This is a genomic window from Corynebacterium sp. 20-84, assembly GCF_053479455.1.
This window is the reverse complement of record NZ_JBRBCB010000009.1, coordinates 1-15,423: the sequence shown is the minus strand read 5'-3', so window position 1 is coordinate 15,423 and position 15,423 is coordinate 1. Positions and strand designations below refer to the sequence as shown.

The 15,423-nt window shown below is 62.7% G+C and carries 15 protein-coding genes, 5 tRNA genes and 1 pseudogene; 16 read left to right on the top strand and 5 right to left on the bottom strand.

Translation table 11 applies throughout. The features are described 5' to 3' along the window. Positions 1-7: 7 nt before the first annotated feature. A complete protein-coding gene (gene pstA / locus ACUY2Y_RS07895; protein WP_448325683.1) occupies positions 8-847 on the top strand; it encodes a phosphate ABC transporter permease PstA in 840 nt (279 codons plus the stop codon). A gap of 36 nt (positions 848-883) precedes the next feature. Then, positions 884-1,660, top strand: a complete 777-nt coding sequence (gene pstB, locus ACUY2Y_RS07890; protein ID WP_448325535.1) for a phosphate ABC transporter ATP-binding protein PstB — start codon at positions 884-886, stop codon at positions 1,658-1,660. 76 nt (positions 1,661-1,736) lie between these two features. Here the strand turns inward: pstB and ACUY2Y_RS07885 are convergent, their stop codons facing one another. Both ACUY2Y_RS07885 and dusB read right to left on the bottom strand, forming a co-directional pair. After that, complete coding sequence (locus ACUY2Y_RS07885; protein ID WP_448325534.1) at positions 1,737-2,471, bottom strand: phosphate signaling complex PhoU family protein; 735 nt, start codon at positions 2,469-2,471, stop codon at positions 1,737-1,739. A 15-nt stretch (positions 2,472-2,486) separates the two neighbouring features. After that, positions 2,487-3,656, bottom strand: coding sequence for a tRNA dihydrouridine synthase DusB (gene dusB / locus ACUY2Y_RS07880; RefSeq protein WP_448325533.1), 1,170 nt, complete (start codon positions 3,654-3,656; stop codon positions 2,487-2,489). A 102-nt stretch (positions 3,657-3,758) separates the two neighbouring features. Between dusB and ACUY2Y_RS07875 the strand changes: the two genes are divergently transcribed. After that, a tRNA-Lys gene (locus ACUY2Y_RS07875) sits at positions 3,759-3,831 on the top strand. Positions 3,832-3,911: 80 nt separating this feature from the next. Continuing rightward, complete coding sequence (locus ACUY2Y_RS07870; protein ID WP_448325532.1) at positions 3,912-5,645, top strand: long-chain-fatty-acid--CoA ligase; 1,734 nt, start codon at positions 3,912-3,914, stop codon at positions 5,643-5,645. On the opposite strand, the gene ACUY2Y_RS07865 is transcribed toward ACUY2Y_RS07870, so the two are convergent. Further along, a complete protein-coding gene (locus ACUY2Y_RS07865) occupies positions 5,642-6,223 on the bottom strand; it encodes a CG0192 family protein (protein WP_448325531.1) in 582 nt (193 codons plus the stop codon). The genes ACUY2Y_RS07870 and ACUY2Y_RS07865 overlap by 4 nt on opposite strands. A 23-nt stretch (positions 6,224-6,246) precedes the next feature. Between ACUY2Y_RS07865 and zupT the strand changes: the two are divergent. The 10 genes and pseudogenes from zupT to ACUY2Y_RS07815 all read left to right on the top strand — a co-directional run bounded on the left by zupT (position 6,247) and on the right by ACUY2Y_RS07815 (position 11,140). Further along, positions 6,247-7,015, top strand: a pseudogene (gene zupT, locus ACUY2Y_RS07860) (zinc transporter ZupT). 9 nt (positions 7,016-7,024) lie between these two features. Continuing rightward, positions 7,025-7,873 carry an SDR family oxidoreductase gene (locus tag ACUY2Y_RS07855; protein WP_448325530.1) on the top strand — a complete coding sequence of 283 codons (849 nt, stop codon included), beginning with the start codon at positions 7,025-7,027 and terminating at the stop codon, positions 7,871-7,873. A 21-nt stretch (positions 7,874-7,894) separates the two neighbouring features. Next, positions 7,895-8,311 carry a YccF domain-containing protein gene (locus tag ACUY2Y_RS07850; RefSeq protein WP_210574403.1) on the top strand — a complete coding sequence of 139 codons (417 nt, stop codon included), beginning with the start codon at positions 7,895-7,897 and terminating at the stop codon, positions 8,309-8,311. A gap of 9 nt (positions 8,312-8,320) precedes the next feature. Then, complete coding sequence (locus ACUY2Y_RS07845) at positions 8,321-9,007, top strand: DUF1345 domain-containing protein (protein WP_448325529.1); 687 nt, start codon at positions 8,321-8,323, stop codon at positions 9,005-9,007. 62 nt (positions 9,008-9,069) lie between these two features. Continuing rightward, positions 9,070-9,145: transfer RNA gene (locus ACUY2Y_RS07840), tRNA-Glu, on the top strand. Between the two features lies 1 nt (position 9,146). Next, positions 9,147-9,223: transfer RNA gene (locus ACUY2Y_RS07835), tRNA-Asp, on the top strand. A gap of 98 nt (positions 9,224-9,321) precedes the next feature. Next, positions 9,322-10,392 carry an HNH endonuclease signature motif containing protein gene (locus tag ACUY2Y_RS07830; RefSeq protein WP_448325528.1) on the top strand — a complete coding sequence of 357 codons (1,071 nt, stop codon included), beginning with the start codon at positions 9,322-9,324 and terminating at the stop codon, positions 10,390-10,392. Positions 10,393-10,545: 153 nt separating this feature from the next. Continuing rightward, positions 10,546-10,619: transfer RNA gene (locus ACUY2Y_RS07825), tRNA-Asp, on the top strand. Between the two features lie 41 nt (positions 10,620-10,660). Then, positions 10,661-10,733, top strand: a tRNA-Phe gene (locus tag ACUY2Y_RS07820). Between the two features lie 116 nt (positions 10,734-10,849). Next, positions 10,850-11,140 carry a GNAT family N-acetyltransferase gene (locus tag ACUY2Y_RS07815; RefSeq protein WP_448325527.1) on the top strand — a complete coding sequence of 97 codons (291 nt, stop codon included), beginning with the start codon at positions 10,850-10,852 and terminating at the stop codon, positions 11,138-11,140. Positions 11,141-11,148: 8 nt separating this feature from the next. On the opposite strand, the gene epsC is transcribed toward ACUY2Y_RS07815, so the two are convergent. Both epsC and cysK read right to left on the bottom strand, forming a co-directional pair. Continuing rightward, positions 11,149-11,739, bottom strand: a complete 591-nt coding sequence (epsC, locus tag ACUY2Y_RS07810) for a serine O-acetyltransferase EpsC (RefSeq protein ID WP_448325526.1) — start codon at positions 11,737-11,739, stop codon at positions 11,149-11,151. A 91-nt stretch (positions 11,740-11,830) separates the two neighbouring features. Next, on the bottom strand, positions 11,831-12,775 hold the full coding sequence (gene cysK / locus ACUY2Y_RS07805) for a cysteine synthase A (protein WP_448325525.1): 945 nt from the start codon (positions 12,773-12,775) through the stop codon (positions 11,831-11,833). A 361-nt stretch (positions 12,776-13,136) separates the two neighbouring features. Between cysK and ramA the strand changes: the two genes are divergently transcribed. Next, on the top strand, positions 13,137-13,976 hold the full coding sequence (gene ramA, locus ACUY2Y_RS07800) for an acetate metabolism transcriptional regulator RamA (RefSeq protein ID WP_259902664.1): 840 nt from the start codon (positions 13,137-13,139) through the stop codon (positions 13,974-13,976). Positions 13,977-14,007: 31 nt separating this feature from the next. Further along, positions 14,008-15,261, top strand: coding sequence for a UDP-N-acetylglucosamine 1-carboxyvinyltransferase (gene murA, locus ACUY2Y_RS07795; RefSeq protein WP_448325524.1), 1,254 nt, complete (start codon positions 14,008-14,010; stop codon positions 15,259-15,261). The last annotated feature ends 162 nt before the right edge of the window (positions 15,262-15,423 follow it).

The window sequence follows — 15,423 nt, the reverse complement described above, 5'->3', positions numbered from 1 at the left end:
CAAGACCATGAACTCCTTCATGGGCGGCCTGATGTGGATCGCGATGATCCTCGCCCTGATCCCACTGCTCTGGCTGCTGTTCACGCTGGTGTCCCGCGGCTACGAGGCCATCTTGAACCCGGACTGGTGGACCCAGGACATGATCGGCGTTCGTGCCCGCCGCGAAGGCGGCGGCGCCCTGCACGCCATCGCCGGTACCCTCATGCAGACGCTGGTCGCGTCGCTGTTCTCCATCCCGATCGGTATCTTCACCGCTATCTACCTGGTGGAGTACTCCAATGGCAGCAAGCTGGGCAAGCTGACCACCTTCATGGTGGACATCCTGTCCGGTGTCCCGTCCATCGTTGCCGCTCTGTTCGTCTACGCCCTCTGGATCACCATCCTCGGCCAGCAGCGCTCCGGCTTCGCCGTGTCGCTCTCGCTGATCCTGCTGATGGTCCCTGTTGTGGTGCGCAACACCGAGGAGATGCTCCGCGTTGTCCCGATGGATCTGCGCGAGGCGTCCTACGCTCTCGGCGTCCCGAAGTGGAAGACCATTGCACGCATCGTGTTGCCGACGGCACTGTCCGGCATCGTCACCGGCATCATGCTGGCCATCGCCCGCGTCATGGGTGAGTCCGCTCCGGTGCTGATCCTTGTCGGCTCCACGCCGCAGCTGAACTGGACCCACCTGTTCGGTCAGCCGCAGTCTTCGCTTCCGCTGTTCATGCTCGATATGTGGAAGTCCGGTTCCGCGCAGCCGGTCATGGACCGCCTGTGGGGCGCAGCCCTCACCCTGGTCCTCCTCGTCGTTGTCCTGAACCTCCTGGCACGTTTCGTTGCCGCGAAGTTCTCGGTCAAGAAATAAGTCGCCCCGCCCTTCATTCCCATCTAGGAGAAACTAATGTCTATCAAGCTCCAGCTGAACGACCTCGACATTTACTACGGCGACTTCCACGCCGTCCAGAGCGTCAACATGGATATCCCCGCACAGGCTGTGACCGCATTCATCGGTCCGTCCGGCTGCGGTAAGTCCACCGTGCTTCGCACCCTGAACCGCATGCACGAGGTCATCCCGAACGCGTCCGTCGACGGCGAAGTGCTTCTCGACGGCCACGACATCTACGACAAGAACGTCGACCCGGTGGCTGTCCGTAACACCATCGGCATGGTGTTCCAGAAGGCGAACCCGTTCCCGACCATGTCCATCGAGGACAATGTCGTCGCCGGTCTGAAGCTGTCCGGCGAGAAGAACAAGAAGAAGCTCAAGGAGGTCGCTGAACGCTCCCTGCGTGGCGCGAACCTCTGGGACGAGGTCAAGGACCGTCTGGATAAGCCGGGCGGCGGCCTCTCCGGTGGTCAGCAGCAGCGTCTGTGCATCGCTCGCGCGATCGCAGTCCAGCCGGAGGTCCTGCTCATGGACGAGCCGTGTTCCGCTCTGGACCCGATCTCCACCCTCGCTGTGGAGGATCTGATCCACGAGCTGAAGGACGAGTACACCATCGTCATCGTGACGCACAACATGCAGCAGGCAGCTCGTGTGTCCGACAAGACCGCGTTCTTCTCCCTCGAGGCGACCGGTAAGCCGGGCCACCTCGTCGAATTCAACGACACCAACACGATCTTCGAGAACCCTGAGCGCAAGGAGACCGAGGATTACATCGCTGGCCGCTTCGGCTAAGCCATTTCGCGCAGCAGCCTCCGCTAGGATTCGTTCCTACCGGGGGCTTACGCTTTTCCGCTTATCGACGCCGCGCCTACCGCCCCCGCCCGAAGTACCTTTCCAGTTCCCGGAAGCGTTCGTTCATCTCAACCTCGTGGCCGTCCGCGTCCTTTTTGCGCACGTAGCGCTCGGGCGTGAGTCCGGTGACGAGGTAGACAATGCGAGCGGCCACGTTGACGCAGTGGTCGGCGTAGCGCTCGAAATAGCGCCCGAGCAGCGCCAAGTCGACGGCGGTGCGGCTGGTTCCCTGCCAGTCGTGAGCGGTGACACTGTTGAGCAGGTGTTGGTTGAGCGCGTCGAGCTCGTCGTCGAATTCGCTCATCGCCAGTGCACCGTCGACGTCGGGGGCGATCAGTTGGTCATGGATGAGCTCACCCATGGTGTCCACGAGCCGCGCCAGCTCCACGACGGTAGGTTTCATCGTATCGTCGTAGACGTATTCGGGGTGCCGCAGCCGAGCAATGCTGGCGATATGGCGTCCCAGGGTACCCATCCGGTTGAAGTCCTCCACGATGTAGATGGAGGTGAACACCTGGCGCAAATCGGATGCCACGGGGCTTTCCAACGCCAGCAGAGCCATGCTGCGTTCCTCGCAGCGGACACGAATCTCCTTTAAAGTGTCCGCTTCGGTGAGGGCGGTTTCGGCGTCTTCGAGAGAGCCGTCGATAAGCGCTTTGGATGCGTAACGCATGACGGTGCGCACCGTGTCGCTCATGAACTGCAAGTCCTCAGCGAATGCGTTGAGGTGCTCGCGGTATTCAGTGCGCATGGTGGGGTGTCCTCACTATCCGCCGCTGGAGTCAATCTCTGCTCCGACCGGCACGGTGTCGTCTTCTGGGTCGTCTAACCAGCCGTCGGGGAGCGCCACCTTCGCCGCGGAACCTTGGCGTCCGCGCGCGGAATCGGCAGCCTGAGCTCGCGCGTTCGAGGTGGCGATGGTGGAGAGCTGCTCGTCCAGCTCCGCAAGCGAAGACACGCGTGCGAGCTGGCCGCGGAATTCACCGCCGACTGGAAAGCCTTTGAGGTACCAGCCTACGTGTTTGCGCATGTCTCGGCAGCCTTTGGCCTCGCCTTCGTGGGCGGCGAGAAGCTCCGCGTGGCGCTGCATGATGCGCGCGACCTGGCCGAGAGTCGGCTCTTCGGGCACCTCTTCGCCGCGCAATTGCGCTCCGAGCTGCGCGAATAGCCACGGGCGGCCGAGGCAGCCGCGTCCCACGACGACGCCGGCGCACCCCGTTTCATCCATCATGGCCTGCGCGTCCTGGGGCGCGAAGATATCGCCGTTGCCGAGCACAGGCACACCGGTGCCGTCCATGTGCTCGACCAAGCGCGCGATTTCGCCCCAGTCCGCGTCGCCCGAATAGCGCTGCGCGGCCGTGCGCCCGTGGAGAGTCACGGCGGCGGCACCGGCGTCGGCGGCGATGCGCCCGGCGTCGAGGTGCGTGTGGTGCTCGTCGTCGATGCCGATGCGGAATTTCACGGTCACCGGGATGTCCGTTCCTTCTGTGGCGCGCACGGCTGCGTCGACAATCTGCCCGTACAGCTTGCGCTTGTAGGGGAGTGCGGAGCCGCCGCCGCGGCGCGTCACCTTCGGCACCGGGCAGCCGAAGTTCATGTCCACGTGGTCCGCCATATCGCGCTCGACGATGGTGCGCACCGCCCGGTACGTGTATTCCGGATCGACGGTGTACAGCTGCATCGACCGCGGCGTTTCCTGCGGCGCGAACGTGGTCATGTGCAGGGTCTTCTCGTTGCCTTCCACCAGCGCGCGGGCCGTGATCATCTCGCACACGTACAGCCCGGACGCGGTGCCGGTCAGCTCCTGCTCGATCTCGCGGCACAGCACGCGGAAAGGCATGTTCGTTACGCCGGCCATCGGTGCGAGGATGACCGGCGAAGCAAGGTCCATGCCGCCGATGCGCAGTTGCGGAAGAGTAGAAGTCACGTGCCCCATTGTTCCTTCCCACGTCGCGGTCGCACAAACTGACGTGGGCATTCGCTTATCGACGCCCCGATTTCTCCCCTTGCCCACCTGCCCGCTACCATGTATGCGCACGGGCCTTTAGCTCAGTTGGTAGAGCTACGGACTTTTAATCCGCAGGTCGTGGGTTCGATCCCCACAGGGCCCACTGCATCCGATCCCCGCGGTCCTTTGCCGCGGGGATTTTTCTTCGCCCTAAGGCCATCGTCCCGGCGTAGGGTGGACGGCATGTCCGACGTGAATGAGCCCGCTGACAACAGTGGCGGCAAGCCCTGGCTGAAGTACTACCCGGAGTGGACGGACCATACGCTGGAGTATCCGGAGAAGACGCTCGTCGAGATCTACGACGACAACCTCGCCGCCAACGCCAGCAAGACCGCGACCCATTTCTTCGGCCGCACCATGACGTACGGAGAACTGGACGTGGAGGTTCGCCGCGCTGCCGACGGGCTCAAGCGTATCGGTGTGCAGCAGGGCGACCGCGTCGCCATCATGCTGCCGAATTGTCCGCAGCACGTCGTGGCCTTTTTCGCGGTGCAGAAGTTGGGTGCGATCGTGGTGGAGCATAATCCGCTCTACACGGCGCATGAGCTGCGCCCCCAATTCGCCGACCACGGTGCCCGCGTGGCGATCGTGTGGGACAAGGCGGCGGAGACCGCTACGAAAATCAAGGACGACGACAGCACGGAGCTGGCGATCGTCATCAGCGTCAATATGACCAAGGCGATGCCGTTGCTGCAGCAACTGGTGCTGCAGGTGCCCGTCGGCAAGCTGAAGAAGGCGCGGGAGCAGCTGACCGCTCCGGCCGAAGGGACCTTGCCGTGGGAGAAGGTCCTCGGCGCCCGGAAGGTGATTCCGCCGCGCGTGCGAACCCCGGACAATATCGAGCTGGATGACCCCGCCCTGATTCTCTACACTTCCGGCACGACCGGCGCCCCGAAGGGAGCCGCGCTGACTCACCGCAACCTCCTCGCCAACCCGGTGCAGGGCCGCGCGTGGGTCAAGGAGCTGCAGCAGCCCGGGCAGCGCATGCTCGGCACCTTGCCGTTCTTCCACGCCTACGGTCTGACATTCTCCCTGACGCTGACCTTCTTCATCGGCAGCGAGCTCGTCTTGCTGCCTGCCCCGTCGATGGATCTGATCATGCGCGCGGTGAAGAAGACGCCGCCGACATTCGTGCCGGGCGTGCCCACCGTCTTCGAGCGCATCATCCAGTCGTCCCGCGAGAAGAACGTCGACCTGTCGAAGGTCCAAATCGGGTTCTCCGGCGCTTCGTCGTTGCCGGGCAGCGTCATCGAGGAGTGGGAGGAGGTCACCGGCGGCCGCCTCGTGGAGGGCTATGGCCTAACCGAGACGTCCCCGATCGTGATCGGCAACCCGGAAAGCTCGGATCGCCGTCCCGGATACATCGGTATCCCGTTCCCGGACACCGATGTGCGCATCGCCAACCCGGACGACCTCGATGAAGAGATGCCGTACGGTGAGCCCGGCGAGATCCTGGTGAAGGGCCCGCAGGTCTTCGGCGGCTATCTCAATAACCCGGAGGCTACCGAGAAGGTCTTCCACGACGGCTGGTTCCGTACCGGCGACATGGGCGTGATGGAAGAAGACGGCTTCATCAAACTCGTCTCGCGCATCAAGGAGCTCATCATCACCGGCGGGTTCAACGTGTACCCGGCGGAGGTGGAGGAGACCCTGCGCGGGCACCGAGACGTCGTCGATGTCGCGGTCGTGGGCCGTCCGCGTAGCGACGGTTCAGAGGACGTCGTCGCATGCGTCGTCTTGGACCGCGGCGCGGAGATGAACCCGGAGAGCCTGAAAGAATTCGCGCGCGAGAATCTCACCCGCTACAAGGTGCCGCGCGCCTTCTATCACTTCGAGGATCTGCCGAAGGACCAGATGGGTAAGGTGCGCCGTCGCGAGGTGCGCGACGAGCTGATGGAGCGCCTCGAGCGGGACTAATCCCAGAGGCCGAGGTTCATCAGGATGGCGCCGTCCTCGCGAACGAGAGCAAGGTCGTTTCCGTCGGCGGTTGGCTGGTCGCGGACGATGCGCTGCATCCGCAGCTGGTAGCGCTTTTCCTTGCCGTCGACGGTGAGAGTGCCCACGGAATTGAATTTATCGTGAGTGTCCACCACGACGTTGTCGACGACGACATTGCCCGAGCCCGTCCCACGCACCGCGAAAATCGGCTCGCCTGTGGAGAAATCCGCGCCATTTTCGCCGCACAGAATCAGCTGGACGAACTCCCGGACGGCCACGGGATCCGCGGTCAGCTGCGCGACGGAGCGGGGGCCGAGAACGGAGTGGGAAAGGGGGCAGAAAGCGTCGTCAAGCGCTTCTTTTTCCTCGCGGTAGCTGACGCCGCACTGCGTGAGCGCGCCCTCGGCGTCGCGGCCGACGAGTACTTCGATGCCGACCTTGTCGTCGCGGTCGACGGCGCGGTAGGGGCCTTCAAGTTGCGCGATCGATGAGAAACGCGCGGCGATATCGTCCTTGGTGGGGTCGAGCTCAGCGTCGTAAATTTTCGCGGTAACCATATTTTCTACTGTAGGCTGCGCGCATGACGGCGTTCGCAATTTGCTTATTCGCAGGCTTATCGACGGCCCTTGGCGGCCTCATCGTCGCCCTCCAACGCCACCCAAGCGAACGTTTCCTGGCAGCCTCCCTCGGGTTCTCCGCCGGCGTGATGCTCTATATTTCCCTCGTCGAGCTGCTCCCCGAAGGTGTCGACGGGCTCGAAGAAGCTGGGGTCGCCGCAGCCGGAGTCTGGGGGCCGTTGGCGTTCTTCGGCGGCGTTTTGCTGATCGCGGTGATCGACCGATTCGTGCCCGACGAGATCAACCCCCACGAAGAGCCCAGCCCCGTCGCCGGTAGTGCGCGCATGCGGAAAGTCGGCGTCATGACTGCCATGGCGATCGCGATCCACAATTTCCCCGAAGGCTTCGCCACCTTCTTCGTGGCGTTGCAGGACATGGCGCTCGCGCTGCCGTTGGCCGTCGCTATCGCGATCCACAACGTCCCGGGAGGGCATCGCCGTGGCTGTGCCACTGCGCGAAGCGACCGGCAAGAAATGGCGCGCCGCCGGGTGGGCCGCCTTATCCGGCCTGGCTGAGCCACTCGGCGCCATCATCGGGTACCTGTTCTTGCAGCCCTTCCTCGGGCCTGCAGCGCTCGGTGTCACCTTCGCAGCCATCGCCGGGATCATGGTGTTCGTCAGCCTGGACAATCTTTTGCCTACCGCGATTGCGACGGGCCGCCACCACAGCGCCGTGTACGGCGTCATCGGTGGAATGGCCGTTATGGCAGTGAGCTTAGTTTTGCTTGCCTAAGATTCAGGCATGGGGATCACACGTTTCTTTATCACTCCGCAGCTTCCGGAGGTCGGCGCCGGCAACCTCGCCGTGGTCACCGGCGCTACCTCGGGCATTGGAGAGGCTACAGCTCGGTTACTCGTAAGCGAGGGGTTCCGGGTGGTGGGGACGACGAGGAAACCAGGGGGCGTCGATAAGCGATTGCCTGGCGTGACATACGTCGGCCTCGACCTTGGCGACCCGGCGTCGATCGAGGCGTGTGCGGCCGAGATTCTCGCGATGGGCACCCCTGCTGTGCTGGTGAATAATGCGGGCGAATCGCAGTCGGGCCCCTTCGAGGAATTGCCTCGCGACGCGCTCGAACGGCTCTTCCAGGTCAACGTGATCGGGCATGTGGACCTCACCCAACGCCTCCTGCCCGCCATGCGCGCAGCTGGGCGCGGGCGCGTCGTGATGGTCGGTTCCATGCTGGGCAGCTTCCCGCTCGGATTTCGCTCCTCGTATGTCGCATCGAAAGCTGCCGTCAAAGGCTTCGCCACCGCCGCCCGCCGCGAGACAGCCCCTTTCGGCATTGGCTTTTCGACGCTCGAGCCCGGCGCCATCTCCACCGGCCTCTCCGCCCGACGCACCACCTACGTCGATGAAACTGGCCCGTACGCCGCAGAATTCGCGCGCATGCTGGCGACATTGAACCGAAACGAAGCATCCGGCATCAGCGCCGAACGTGTCGCTCGTGAAATCCTCCGGCCAATCCGCGCTACGCGCCCCAAACCGCACTACGCCATCGGGTCCATGGCACCCGTCGCCTTCGCTCTGGCGCGTGTCGTGCCGCAACAAATCATGCTCAACGTGATTTCCGCGAAGCACGACCTGTAGCACCCCATCTATGCTTTCGGCATGGGACTTATTCGACTGATTCTCAACATCATCTGGCTTGTCACAGCCGGGATCTGGCTCTTCCTGGGGTACGTGCTGGCTGGCATCGTGGCGTGCCTGCTCATCGTGACCATTCCGTTCGGCCTCGCCGCGTTCCGCATCGCCGGCTTTGTTCTCTGGCCGTTCGGACGTGAAGTCGTCGAGACCTCCAGCAGCGGGGGACTGAGCGTGCTCGGCAACGTCATCTGGTTCGTCGTCGCCGGCCTGTGGCTTGCTCTCGGGCACGTCGTCACCGCGGTCGCGCAGGCCATCACCATCATCGGTCTGCCGCTCGCGTGGGCCAACCTCAAGCTGATCCCGGTCACGTGCTTCCCGTTCGGCAAGACCGTGGTCAACTCGCGCGACGACCGCGCCCGGATGGTTCCCGTCGCCCGGTAATTTTCCGCGATGCATTCTGAAGTCACCCGGTACGGAGTATCCACGGTCAGCGCCGCGATACTCGCGTTGCTGACGATTTTCCTTTTCCTGCGCGATGTTATCGCCGAAGGACAAGGCATCTTGCTGATCGTCTTCTACCTCGTGTACTGGGTGCTCTACGTGCTCATTTTCTGTTGGTGGACAGCGCGGCAACTGTCCAAGCGGCAGCCGGACGAGCTGGCCTCCTATGCCGTCGCGGAACATCAGTTGCGGCAACGGCGCTGGGTGCGCTGGCTCGGCGTTAAAGGGGCAGCGAACCTTGCCAGCATCGGTGCGTTCGCCGCCATCAGCGTGGCTATTGTTCTCAGTCGCATCGACTATTTCCGCGAAGACTGGCGGTGGCTCGCTCTCGCTGGAGTGGCAGTGGTCGGGTCCTGGGCTTTCATGGTGCTTGCCTACGCTACGGAGTACCTCGAGTTGGACTACGCGGCCCGCGCTCCGCTATTCCGGTTCGAGCACACAGATTCCCCGCTTTTCGAGGACTACCTCACCCTCGCCCTCATGACGTCCGTCATGGGTGCCACCCTGCCTGCTACTCCCACCAACCGGCTCGCATGGCGAAAGCTGCGGGTGAACACTGCCTTTGCTTTCACCTTCAACACGATGATCTTCGCGATGGTTGTCTCCGTCTTAAGCACCTCGCTTTCGGCCGGATAACCAGCTCATTTGGAGGTAAGACGAGGGGAGGCTTACGATAGGCGAGCTGTCTAACAGCGTGTGCCCCCATCGTCTAGAGGCCTAGGACTCCGCCCTTTCACGGCGGCAACACGGGTTCGAATCCCGTTGGGGGTACCAAGGCCCTGTGGCGCAGTTGGTTAGCGCGCCGCCCTGTCACGGCGGAGGTCGCGGGTTCAAGTCCCGTCAGGGTCGCCAATCGGGTCCGAGCAAATGCTCGGGCCCTTTTCGCATTGTCTACTGAAGTAGACATTGTTTGGTGGATCTCGGGTTGCGATCGGTTTAACGTTTGTGTCGTGAACGATTTCGAGGCGTTTATCGCCGCTGCTGCGCGACCAATGGATATCCTGGCTGGTTTCAACCGCCAGGCCGTTGTCGATGCCGGAATGAAATCGACTCTCGCCGCCGACGGCGAGAAAGCCCGCGAGGTGTATTTCGGGCCCACGAAGTTCTCCCGCAAGCAGGCCCACGCGGTACGCATCGCCCGTGAGACGGGTAAGACGTTGGACCAGATCTTGTTCATCGAACAACAAGTGCGTCCGTTGGGGACTGAGAAGGAGAAGTGGAAGATCCGCCTGGCGTTGCTGTCTGTGCGCGGGAACTACGAGACGTTGAAGCGCCGCGCGAAAGACATCGTTCCTGAGGTGGATACTCCTGCTCCTGAGTCGGCGGTGCGGTTCGGTAAGGAGCGGAAAGGCAAGCGCACCTTCAGCGCTACAGGTGATGCGCGGGATATCGCTGCCCTTGAGTACGCGCTGCGCCAAAAACTCGATGCCAACCGTCCTGAGGGCCCGCAGATGTACGAGGCATTCCACGACCTGCTGCACAACGACGGTGCTGTTGCTGATGCTGTCCCACGCCCGCTGGTCCAGATCCCGCTTCCGGATTACATCTCGATCCTCGGCGGCCAGGGTGATGACACCATTCTGGGCTTGTCTGATGGCACCACGATGACCGGTGCGGAGTATCTGATGCACCATCATTCCAAAGACCTTGAAGTGGCACTGTTCCACCCGCAGGCAGGTCCGGTGAATCTGTACAACACGAAACGGTTCGCGAATAAGAAGCAACGTGACCTCGCCCGAGCAACACTGACCACCTGCCCAGTACCGGATTGTCGGCATGCTGCCGATAACTGCGAGGTCCACCACATCGAACCGTGGGCACGGGGTGGGCCGACGAACATGAGCAACTTGTCGGTGTTGTGCAGGTATCACAACCGCACCAACGATGATGACCCCGATAGGCACAACAGGGGTCGAATACAGGTGCGCGATGGGACACCAACATGGGTTTCACCGCGCGGAATACCAGTACCGAACAGCACACACCAATACGGTGCGATGCACCTACTGTTCGGAACCTAGCCGAGGGGCCACCACGCCCCACGGCCACTTCCGCACGCCTGAAAACCTGCGGTGTAATGCTGGTTTGTAATGTTTCACGACCTCTGTGTAAGGTATCAATTCGTGCAAGACGCGGAAAACAATTAGCCGCGGAAGTGCGAAATAAAAGAATAAGGCCCTGTGGCGCAGTTGGTTAGCGCGCCGCCCTGTCACGGCGGAGGTCGCGGGTTCAAGTCCCGTCAGGGTCGCTGAACTGTTGTTGCGTATTGACTGCGCGGCGCACGGTTCCGGCCAGATAGCTCAGTTGGTAGAGCACACGCCTGAAAAGTGTGGGGTCGCCAGTTCGATCCTGGCTCTGGCCACAACCATGAAGTCCTCCTGCGAAAGCGGGAGGACTTTTTGCATATGGTGGGTGCTTCCGAACTGATACGAACTGACACGAAAAGTGGCGGTCGACAGCGCTTCGTAGGAGGGCACCATGGCAGATCAGAACGTGAGCATTGAGCACGATGCAGCGGCGAAACGCTACGTCATCACGGTTGACGGGGAGCAGGCCGGGTTCGCGGATTACAGCGATGCGGATGATGCCACGCGCGATTTCAACCACACGGTCATCGACCCGAAATTTCGGGGACAGGGGCTGTCGGGGAAGCTCGTGAAAGCAGCTCTCGACGATACTCGCGCTGCCGGCAAGAAGATCATCCCGACATGCTCCGCCGTGGAGCACTTCGTGGAGAAGAACGCTGACTACAAGGATCTGGTCGCGTAAGCGCCGAACTAAATGACGTAGTTATTGTCCTCGGCGACATAGGAGTCGGGGTCGACGAGGTGCTTTCGCTCGTCGGACTTGCGCGGGCGGCACTTGGCCGGGATGCCGATCGCGATGCAGTTCGCGGGGACATCCTTCGTCACAACGGCGTTGGCGCCGACGGCGGAACCCTCACCGATGGTGATGGGGCCCAGCACTTTTGCGCCGGCACCGATGGTGACGTTGTCCTCGATGGTGGGGTGGCGCTTGGTTTGAGTGAGCACCTGACCGCCGAGGGTGACGCCGTGATAAAGCATGACACCGTCGCCGATCTCGGCGGTCTCGCCGATGACGATGCCCATGCCGTGGTCGATGAAGAAACGGCGCCCAATGGTGGCACCAGGGTGAATCTCGACGCCAGTGAGGAAGCGAGTGATCTGGGCGAGGATGCGAGCCGGGCCTTTGAAGTCGCGGACCCACAGGGCGTGGCTGATGCGGTGCATCCAAATGGCGTGAAGGCCGGAGTAGACGAGGGCGTTCTCGAGATCGCCGCGCGCGGCTGGGTCGTGGTCGCGGGCGTTAGCGAGGTCCTCACGTATGGTCCTGATCACCTTCAGCATGGGGCGTAGTGTAGCAGCGCCAATAGCAGAGCCCCCTCGCGCTGAAGGATTGGATTCAGGGAGGGGGCGGGGCGTCGATAAGCGATAGTGCTTAGTCGCGGATGTCCTCGTAGAGGATGGTGGAGATGTAGCGCTCGCCGAAGTCGCAGATCACGGTGGCGATCGTCTTGCCTGCGTTCTCCGAGCGGGAAGCGACCTCGAGGGCGGCCTTGACATTCGCGCCGGAGGAAATGCCGCCGAGGACGGCGTCCTTGCGGGCGAGCTCGCGGGAGGTGGCGACGGCGTCTTCGTTGGAGACGGCGATGACCTCATCGACGATCTCGCGGTTCAGGGTGCCCGGGACGAAGTTGGCGCCCAGACCCTGGATCTTGTGCGGGCCGGCCTGGCCTTCGGATAGCAGCGGGGAAGCAGCGGGCTCGACGGCGATGAGCTTGATGTCCGGGTTCTGCTCCTTCAGGTACTTGCCGGCGCCGGAGATGGTGCCGCCGGTGCCGACGCCTGCGACGAGAATGTCGATCTTGCCGTCGGTGTCGTTCCACAGCTCGGGGCCGGTGGTCTCGTAGTGGACCTTCGGGTTGGCCTCGTTCTCGAACTGGCGGGCGAGGATAGCGTTGTCGGTCTGCTCGACGATCTCGTTGGCCTTGTCCACAGCGCCCTTCATGCCGGCTGCACCCGGGGTGAGCTCGATCTGCGCGCCGTAAGCGCGGAGGATGACGCGGCGCTCGACGGACATCGTCTCGGGCATGGTCAGGATGACCTTGTAGCCTCGAGCTGCGCCGACGAGTGCGAGGGCAATGCCGGTGTTGCCGGAGGTCGCTTCGACGATGGTGCCGCCAGGCTTGAGGTCGCCGGACGCTTCGGCTGCGTCGATAATGGCGCGGCCGATGCGGTCCTTGACGGAGTTGGCGGGGTTGTAAAACTCGAGCTTGCCCAGCACGGTCGCGTTGGCTGCGTCGGTGCCTTCGGTGATGCCCTTGAGTTCGACGAGCGGGGTGCCGCCGATGGTGTCAAGGATGTTGCTGTAAACGTTTCCCATTGTCGCTCCTTTGTTTTGTCCCCGGTTGGCGGGGCGTCGTGTTCACGGCGGAAGTCGGTTCACTCCCGCGGACGGACCCAATGGTACACGATCAAACCGGAAAATATAGACAGAGCGGTCCAAAACGAATGAACTGCCCGGTTTAGCGTGATGGCGTGCGGTTGCTCCAGTTTCTGTGGAGCGGGGGTAGCTAGATGTTCGGGGTCGGGGGCGATCGGGCGCGAGTGGGTGCGGTTGTGTGGCTTGCAGGTCATTTTGCTACCCCCATAGGCGGGTTAGTATGGTTCTACCTGTACCGCAGAGACCGAATTACGCCCGCCGGCGGGGACACTCTAATGGGGGCTTCCTGTAAGGAGTTTGAATGGATTCGCAACGGGTCAAGGACGACGATGATGCTATCCGCGCTTCGCTCACGTCACTGAAGACCGCGACGGGAATCCCTGTGGCGATGTACGGCACCCTGCTTGCCGATAACCGCCTGCAGATCACTCAGTGGATCGGGCTGCGTACGCCGGCGCTGCAGAATTTGGTGATCGAGCCGAATCATGGTGTCGGCGGTCGCGTCGTGAGCACACGGCGCGCGGTGGGCGTGTCTGATTACACACGCGCGAATGTCATTTCGCACGAGCACGACGCCGCGATCCAGGACGAGGGTCTGCATTCTGTGGTCGCTGTCCCGGTGATCGTGCAGCGCGAGATCCGTGGCGTGCTCTACGTCGGCGTCCATTCGCCGGTGCGTTTGGGCGACAAGGTGATCGAGGAGGTCACCATGACGGCACGCACGTTGGAGCAGGATCTCGCGGTCAATTCCGCTTTACGACGAGTCGAGGGCGGCAAGGGCACCGCCAAGGCCGGCCGCGTAATGAACGGTGCCGAGTGGGAACAGATCCGTGCGACGCACTCGAAGCTGCGCATGCTGGCGAATCGGGTGGAGGAAGAAGAGCTCCGCAAGGAGCTGGAGCAGTTGTGCGACCAGATGGTGTCGCCGGTCCGCGTGAAACAGTCGACGAAGTTGTCGGCACGTGAGATCGACGTGTTGTCGTGCGTCGCCCTCGGCCACACGAATGTAGAGGCTGCCGAGGAAATGGGCATCGGCGCGGAGACGGTGAAGTCGTACTTGCGCAGCGTGATGCGCAAGCTCGGCGCGCACACGCGCTACGAAGCGGTGAACGCGGCGCGGCGCATTGGCGCGCTGCCGTAGGCGCCGCGGAATTTTCATTACCCTAGGGGGCGTGAAAGAGCGTTTTCTGGTTCAAGGTGGAGCACGTCTGCAGGGTGCCGTCCGGGTGGCGGGAGCCAAGAACAGTGTGCTCAAGCTGATGGCGGCGTCGTTGCTCGCGGAGGGCACGACGACGCTGAACAATTGCCCGGAGATTCTCGATGTTCCGTTGATGCAGAAGGTCTTAGAAGGGCTGGGCTGCAAGGTGGAGATCGAGGGGACGGTCGTGCGGATTCATACGCCGGCGACGGTGTCTTCGCACGCGGATTTCGATGCGGTGCGGCAGTTCCGCGCGTCGGTCGCGGTGCTTGGTCCGCTGACTGCGCGCTGCGGCGAGGCGATTGTGGCGCTGCCGGGCGGTGACGCGATCGGTTCGCGTCCGCTGGATATGCACCAGTCGGGGCTGGAGAAGCTCGGCGCGAGTACGCACATAGAGCACGGCGCAGTTGTGGCGCGCGCGGGGCAGTTGCGCGGCGCCAACATCAACTTGGATTTCCCGTCGGTGGGTGCGACGGAGAACATTCTCACCGCGGCAGTGCTGGCGGAAGGTCGCACGGTCCTGGATAACGCGGCGCGCGAGCCGGAGATCGTGGATCTGTGCGAGATGCTCAATTCGATGGGTGCGCGGATTCAGGGGGCGGGAACGTCGACGGTGACGATCGACGGCGTCGATAAGCTGCATCCCACGGAACACACGGTGGTCGGCGATCGTATTGTCGCTGGTACGTGGGCGTATGCGGCGGCGATGACCGGCGGTGATGTGACGGTGGGCGGGATCGCGCCGCGCCACCTTCATCTCGCGTTGGCGAAGTTGAAGAATGCTGGCGCGACGGTGGAGACCTACGAGCAGGGCTTCCGCGTGCGTATGGACGGCCGCCCGCAGGCTGTCGATTATCAGACGCTGCCGTTTCCTGGCTTCCCGACTGATCTGCAGCCGATGGCGATCGGGCTCGCCGCGATTGCGGAGGGTACGTCGGTGATCACTGAGAACGTGTTCGAATCCCGATTCAGGTTTGTGGACGAGATGCTCCGTCTCGGCGCTGATGCGACGGTGGATGGGCACCATGTGGTGCTGCGCGGCGTCGATAAGCTTTCTTCGACGGATGTCTGGTCTTCCGATATTCGCGCTGGTGCTGGTCTCGTGTTGGCGGGCTTGGTCGCGGACGGGGAGACGGTCGTGCACGATGTGGAGCACATCGACCGAGGTTATCCGCACTTTGTTGAGCAGCTGAACCAGCTTGGAGCGTCCGTTGCGCGTATTGCGTAAATAAACGCTTATCGACGTCCCGTTTACCCCTTCTCACCTGCTGGTTTGTGTTGTTGGTTGGGTGTGTGTAGCTTTATGTGAGTCAGCGTGACCGACAACGCCCCGCCGGATAGTGATTCTGGTGAGATGGCGGTAGGAAAACAATCGCTGGTAGATCCTTTC

Coding starts and splice junctions, on each gene's coding strand:
- pstA (WP_448325683.1), top strand. CDS start 8: ATGAACTCCTTCATGGGCGGCCTGATGTGGATCGCGATGATCCTCGCC.
- pstB (WP_448325535.1), top strand. CDS start 884: ATGTCTATCAAGCTCCAGCTGAACGACCTCGACATTTACTACGGCGAC.
- ACUY2Y_RS07885 (WP_448325534.1), bottom strand. CDS start 2,471: ATGCGCACTGAATACCGCGAGCACCTCAACGCATTCGCTGAGGACTTG.
- dusB (WP_448325533.1), bottom strand. CDS start 3,656: ATGGGGCACGTGACTTCTACTCTTCCGCAACTGCGCATCGGCGGCATG.
- ACUY2Y_RS07870 (WP_448325532.1), top strand. CDS start 3,912: ATGTCCGACGTGAATGAGCCCGCTGACAACAGTGGCGGCAAGCCCTGG.
- ACUY2Y_RS07865 (WP_448325531.1), bottom strand. CDS start 6,223: ATGGTTACCGCGAAAATTTACGACGCTGAGCTCGACCCCACCAAGGAC.
- ACUY2Y_RS07855 (WP_448325530.1), top strand. CDS start 7,025: ATGGGGATCACACGTTTCTTTATCACTCCGCAGCTTCCGGAGGTCGGC.
- ACUY2Y_RS07850 (WP_210574403.1), top strand. CDS start 7,895: ATGGGACTTATTCGACTGATTCTCAACATCATCTGGCTTGTCACAGCC.
- ACUY2Y_RS07845 (WP_448325529.1), top strand. CDS start 8,321: ATGCATTCTGAAGTCACCCGGTACGGAGTATCCACGGTCAGCGCCGCG.
- ACUY2Y_RS07815 (WP_448325527.1), top strand. CDS start 10,850: ATGGCAGATCAGAACGTGAGCATTGAGCACGATGCAGCGGCGAAACGC.
- epsC (WP_448325526.1), bottom strand. CDS start 11,739: ATGCTGAAGGTGATCAGGACCATACGTGAGGACCTCGCTAACGCCCGC.
- cysK (WP_448325525.1), bottom strand. CDS start 12,775: ATGGGAAACGTTTACAGCAACATCCTTGACACCATCGGCGGCACCCCG.
- ramA (WP_259902664.1), top strand. CDS start 13,137: ATGGATTCGCAACGGGTCAAGGACGACGATGATGCTATCCGCGCTTCG.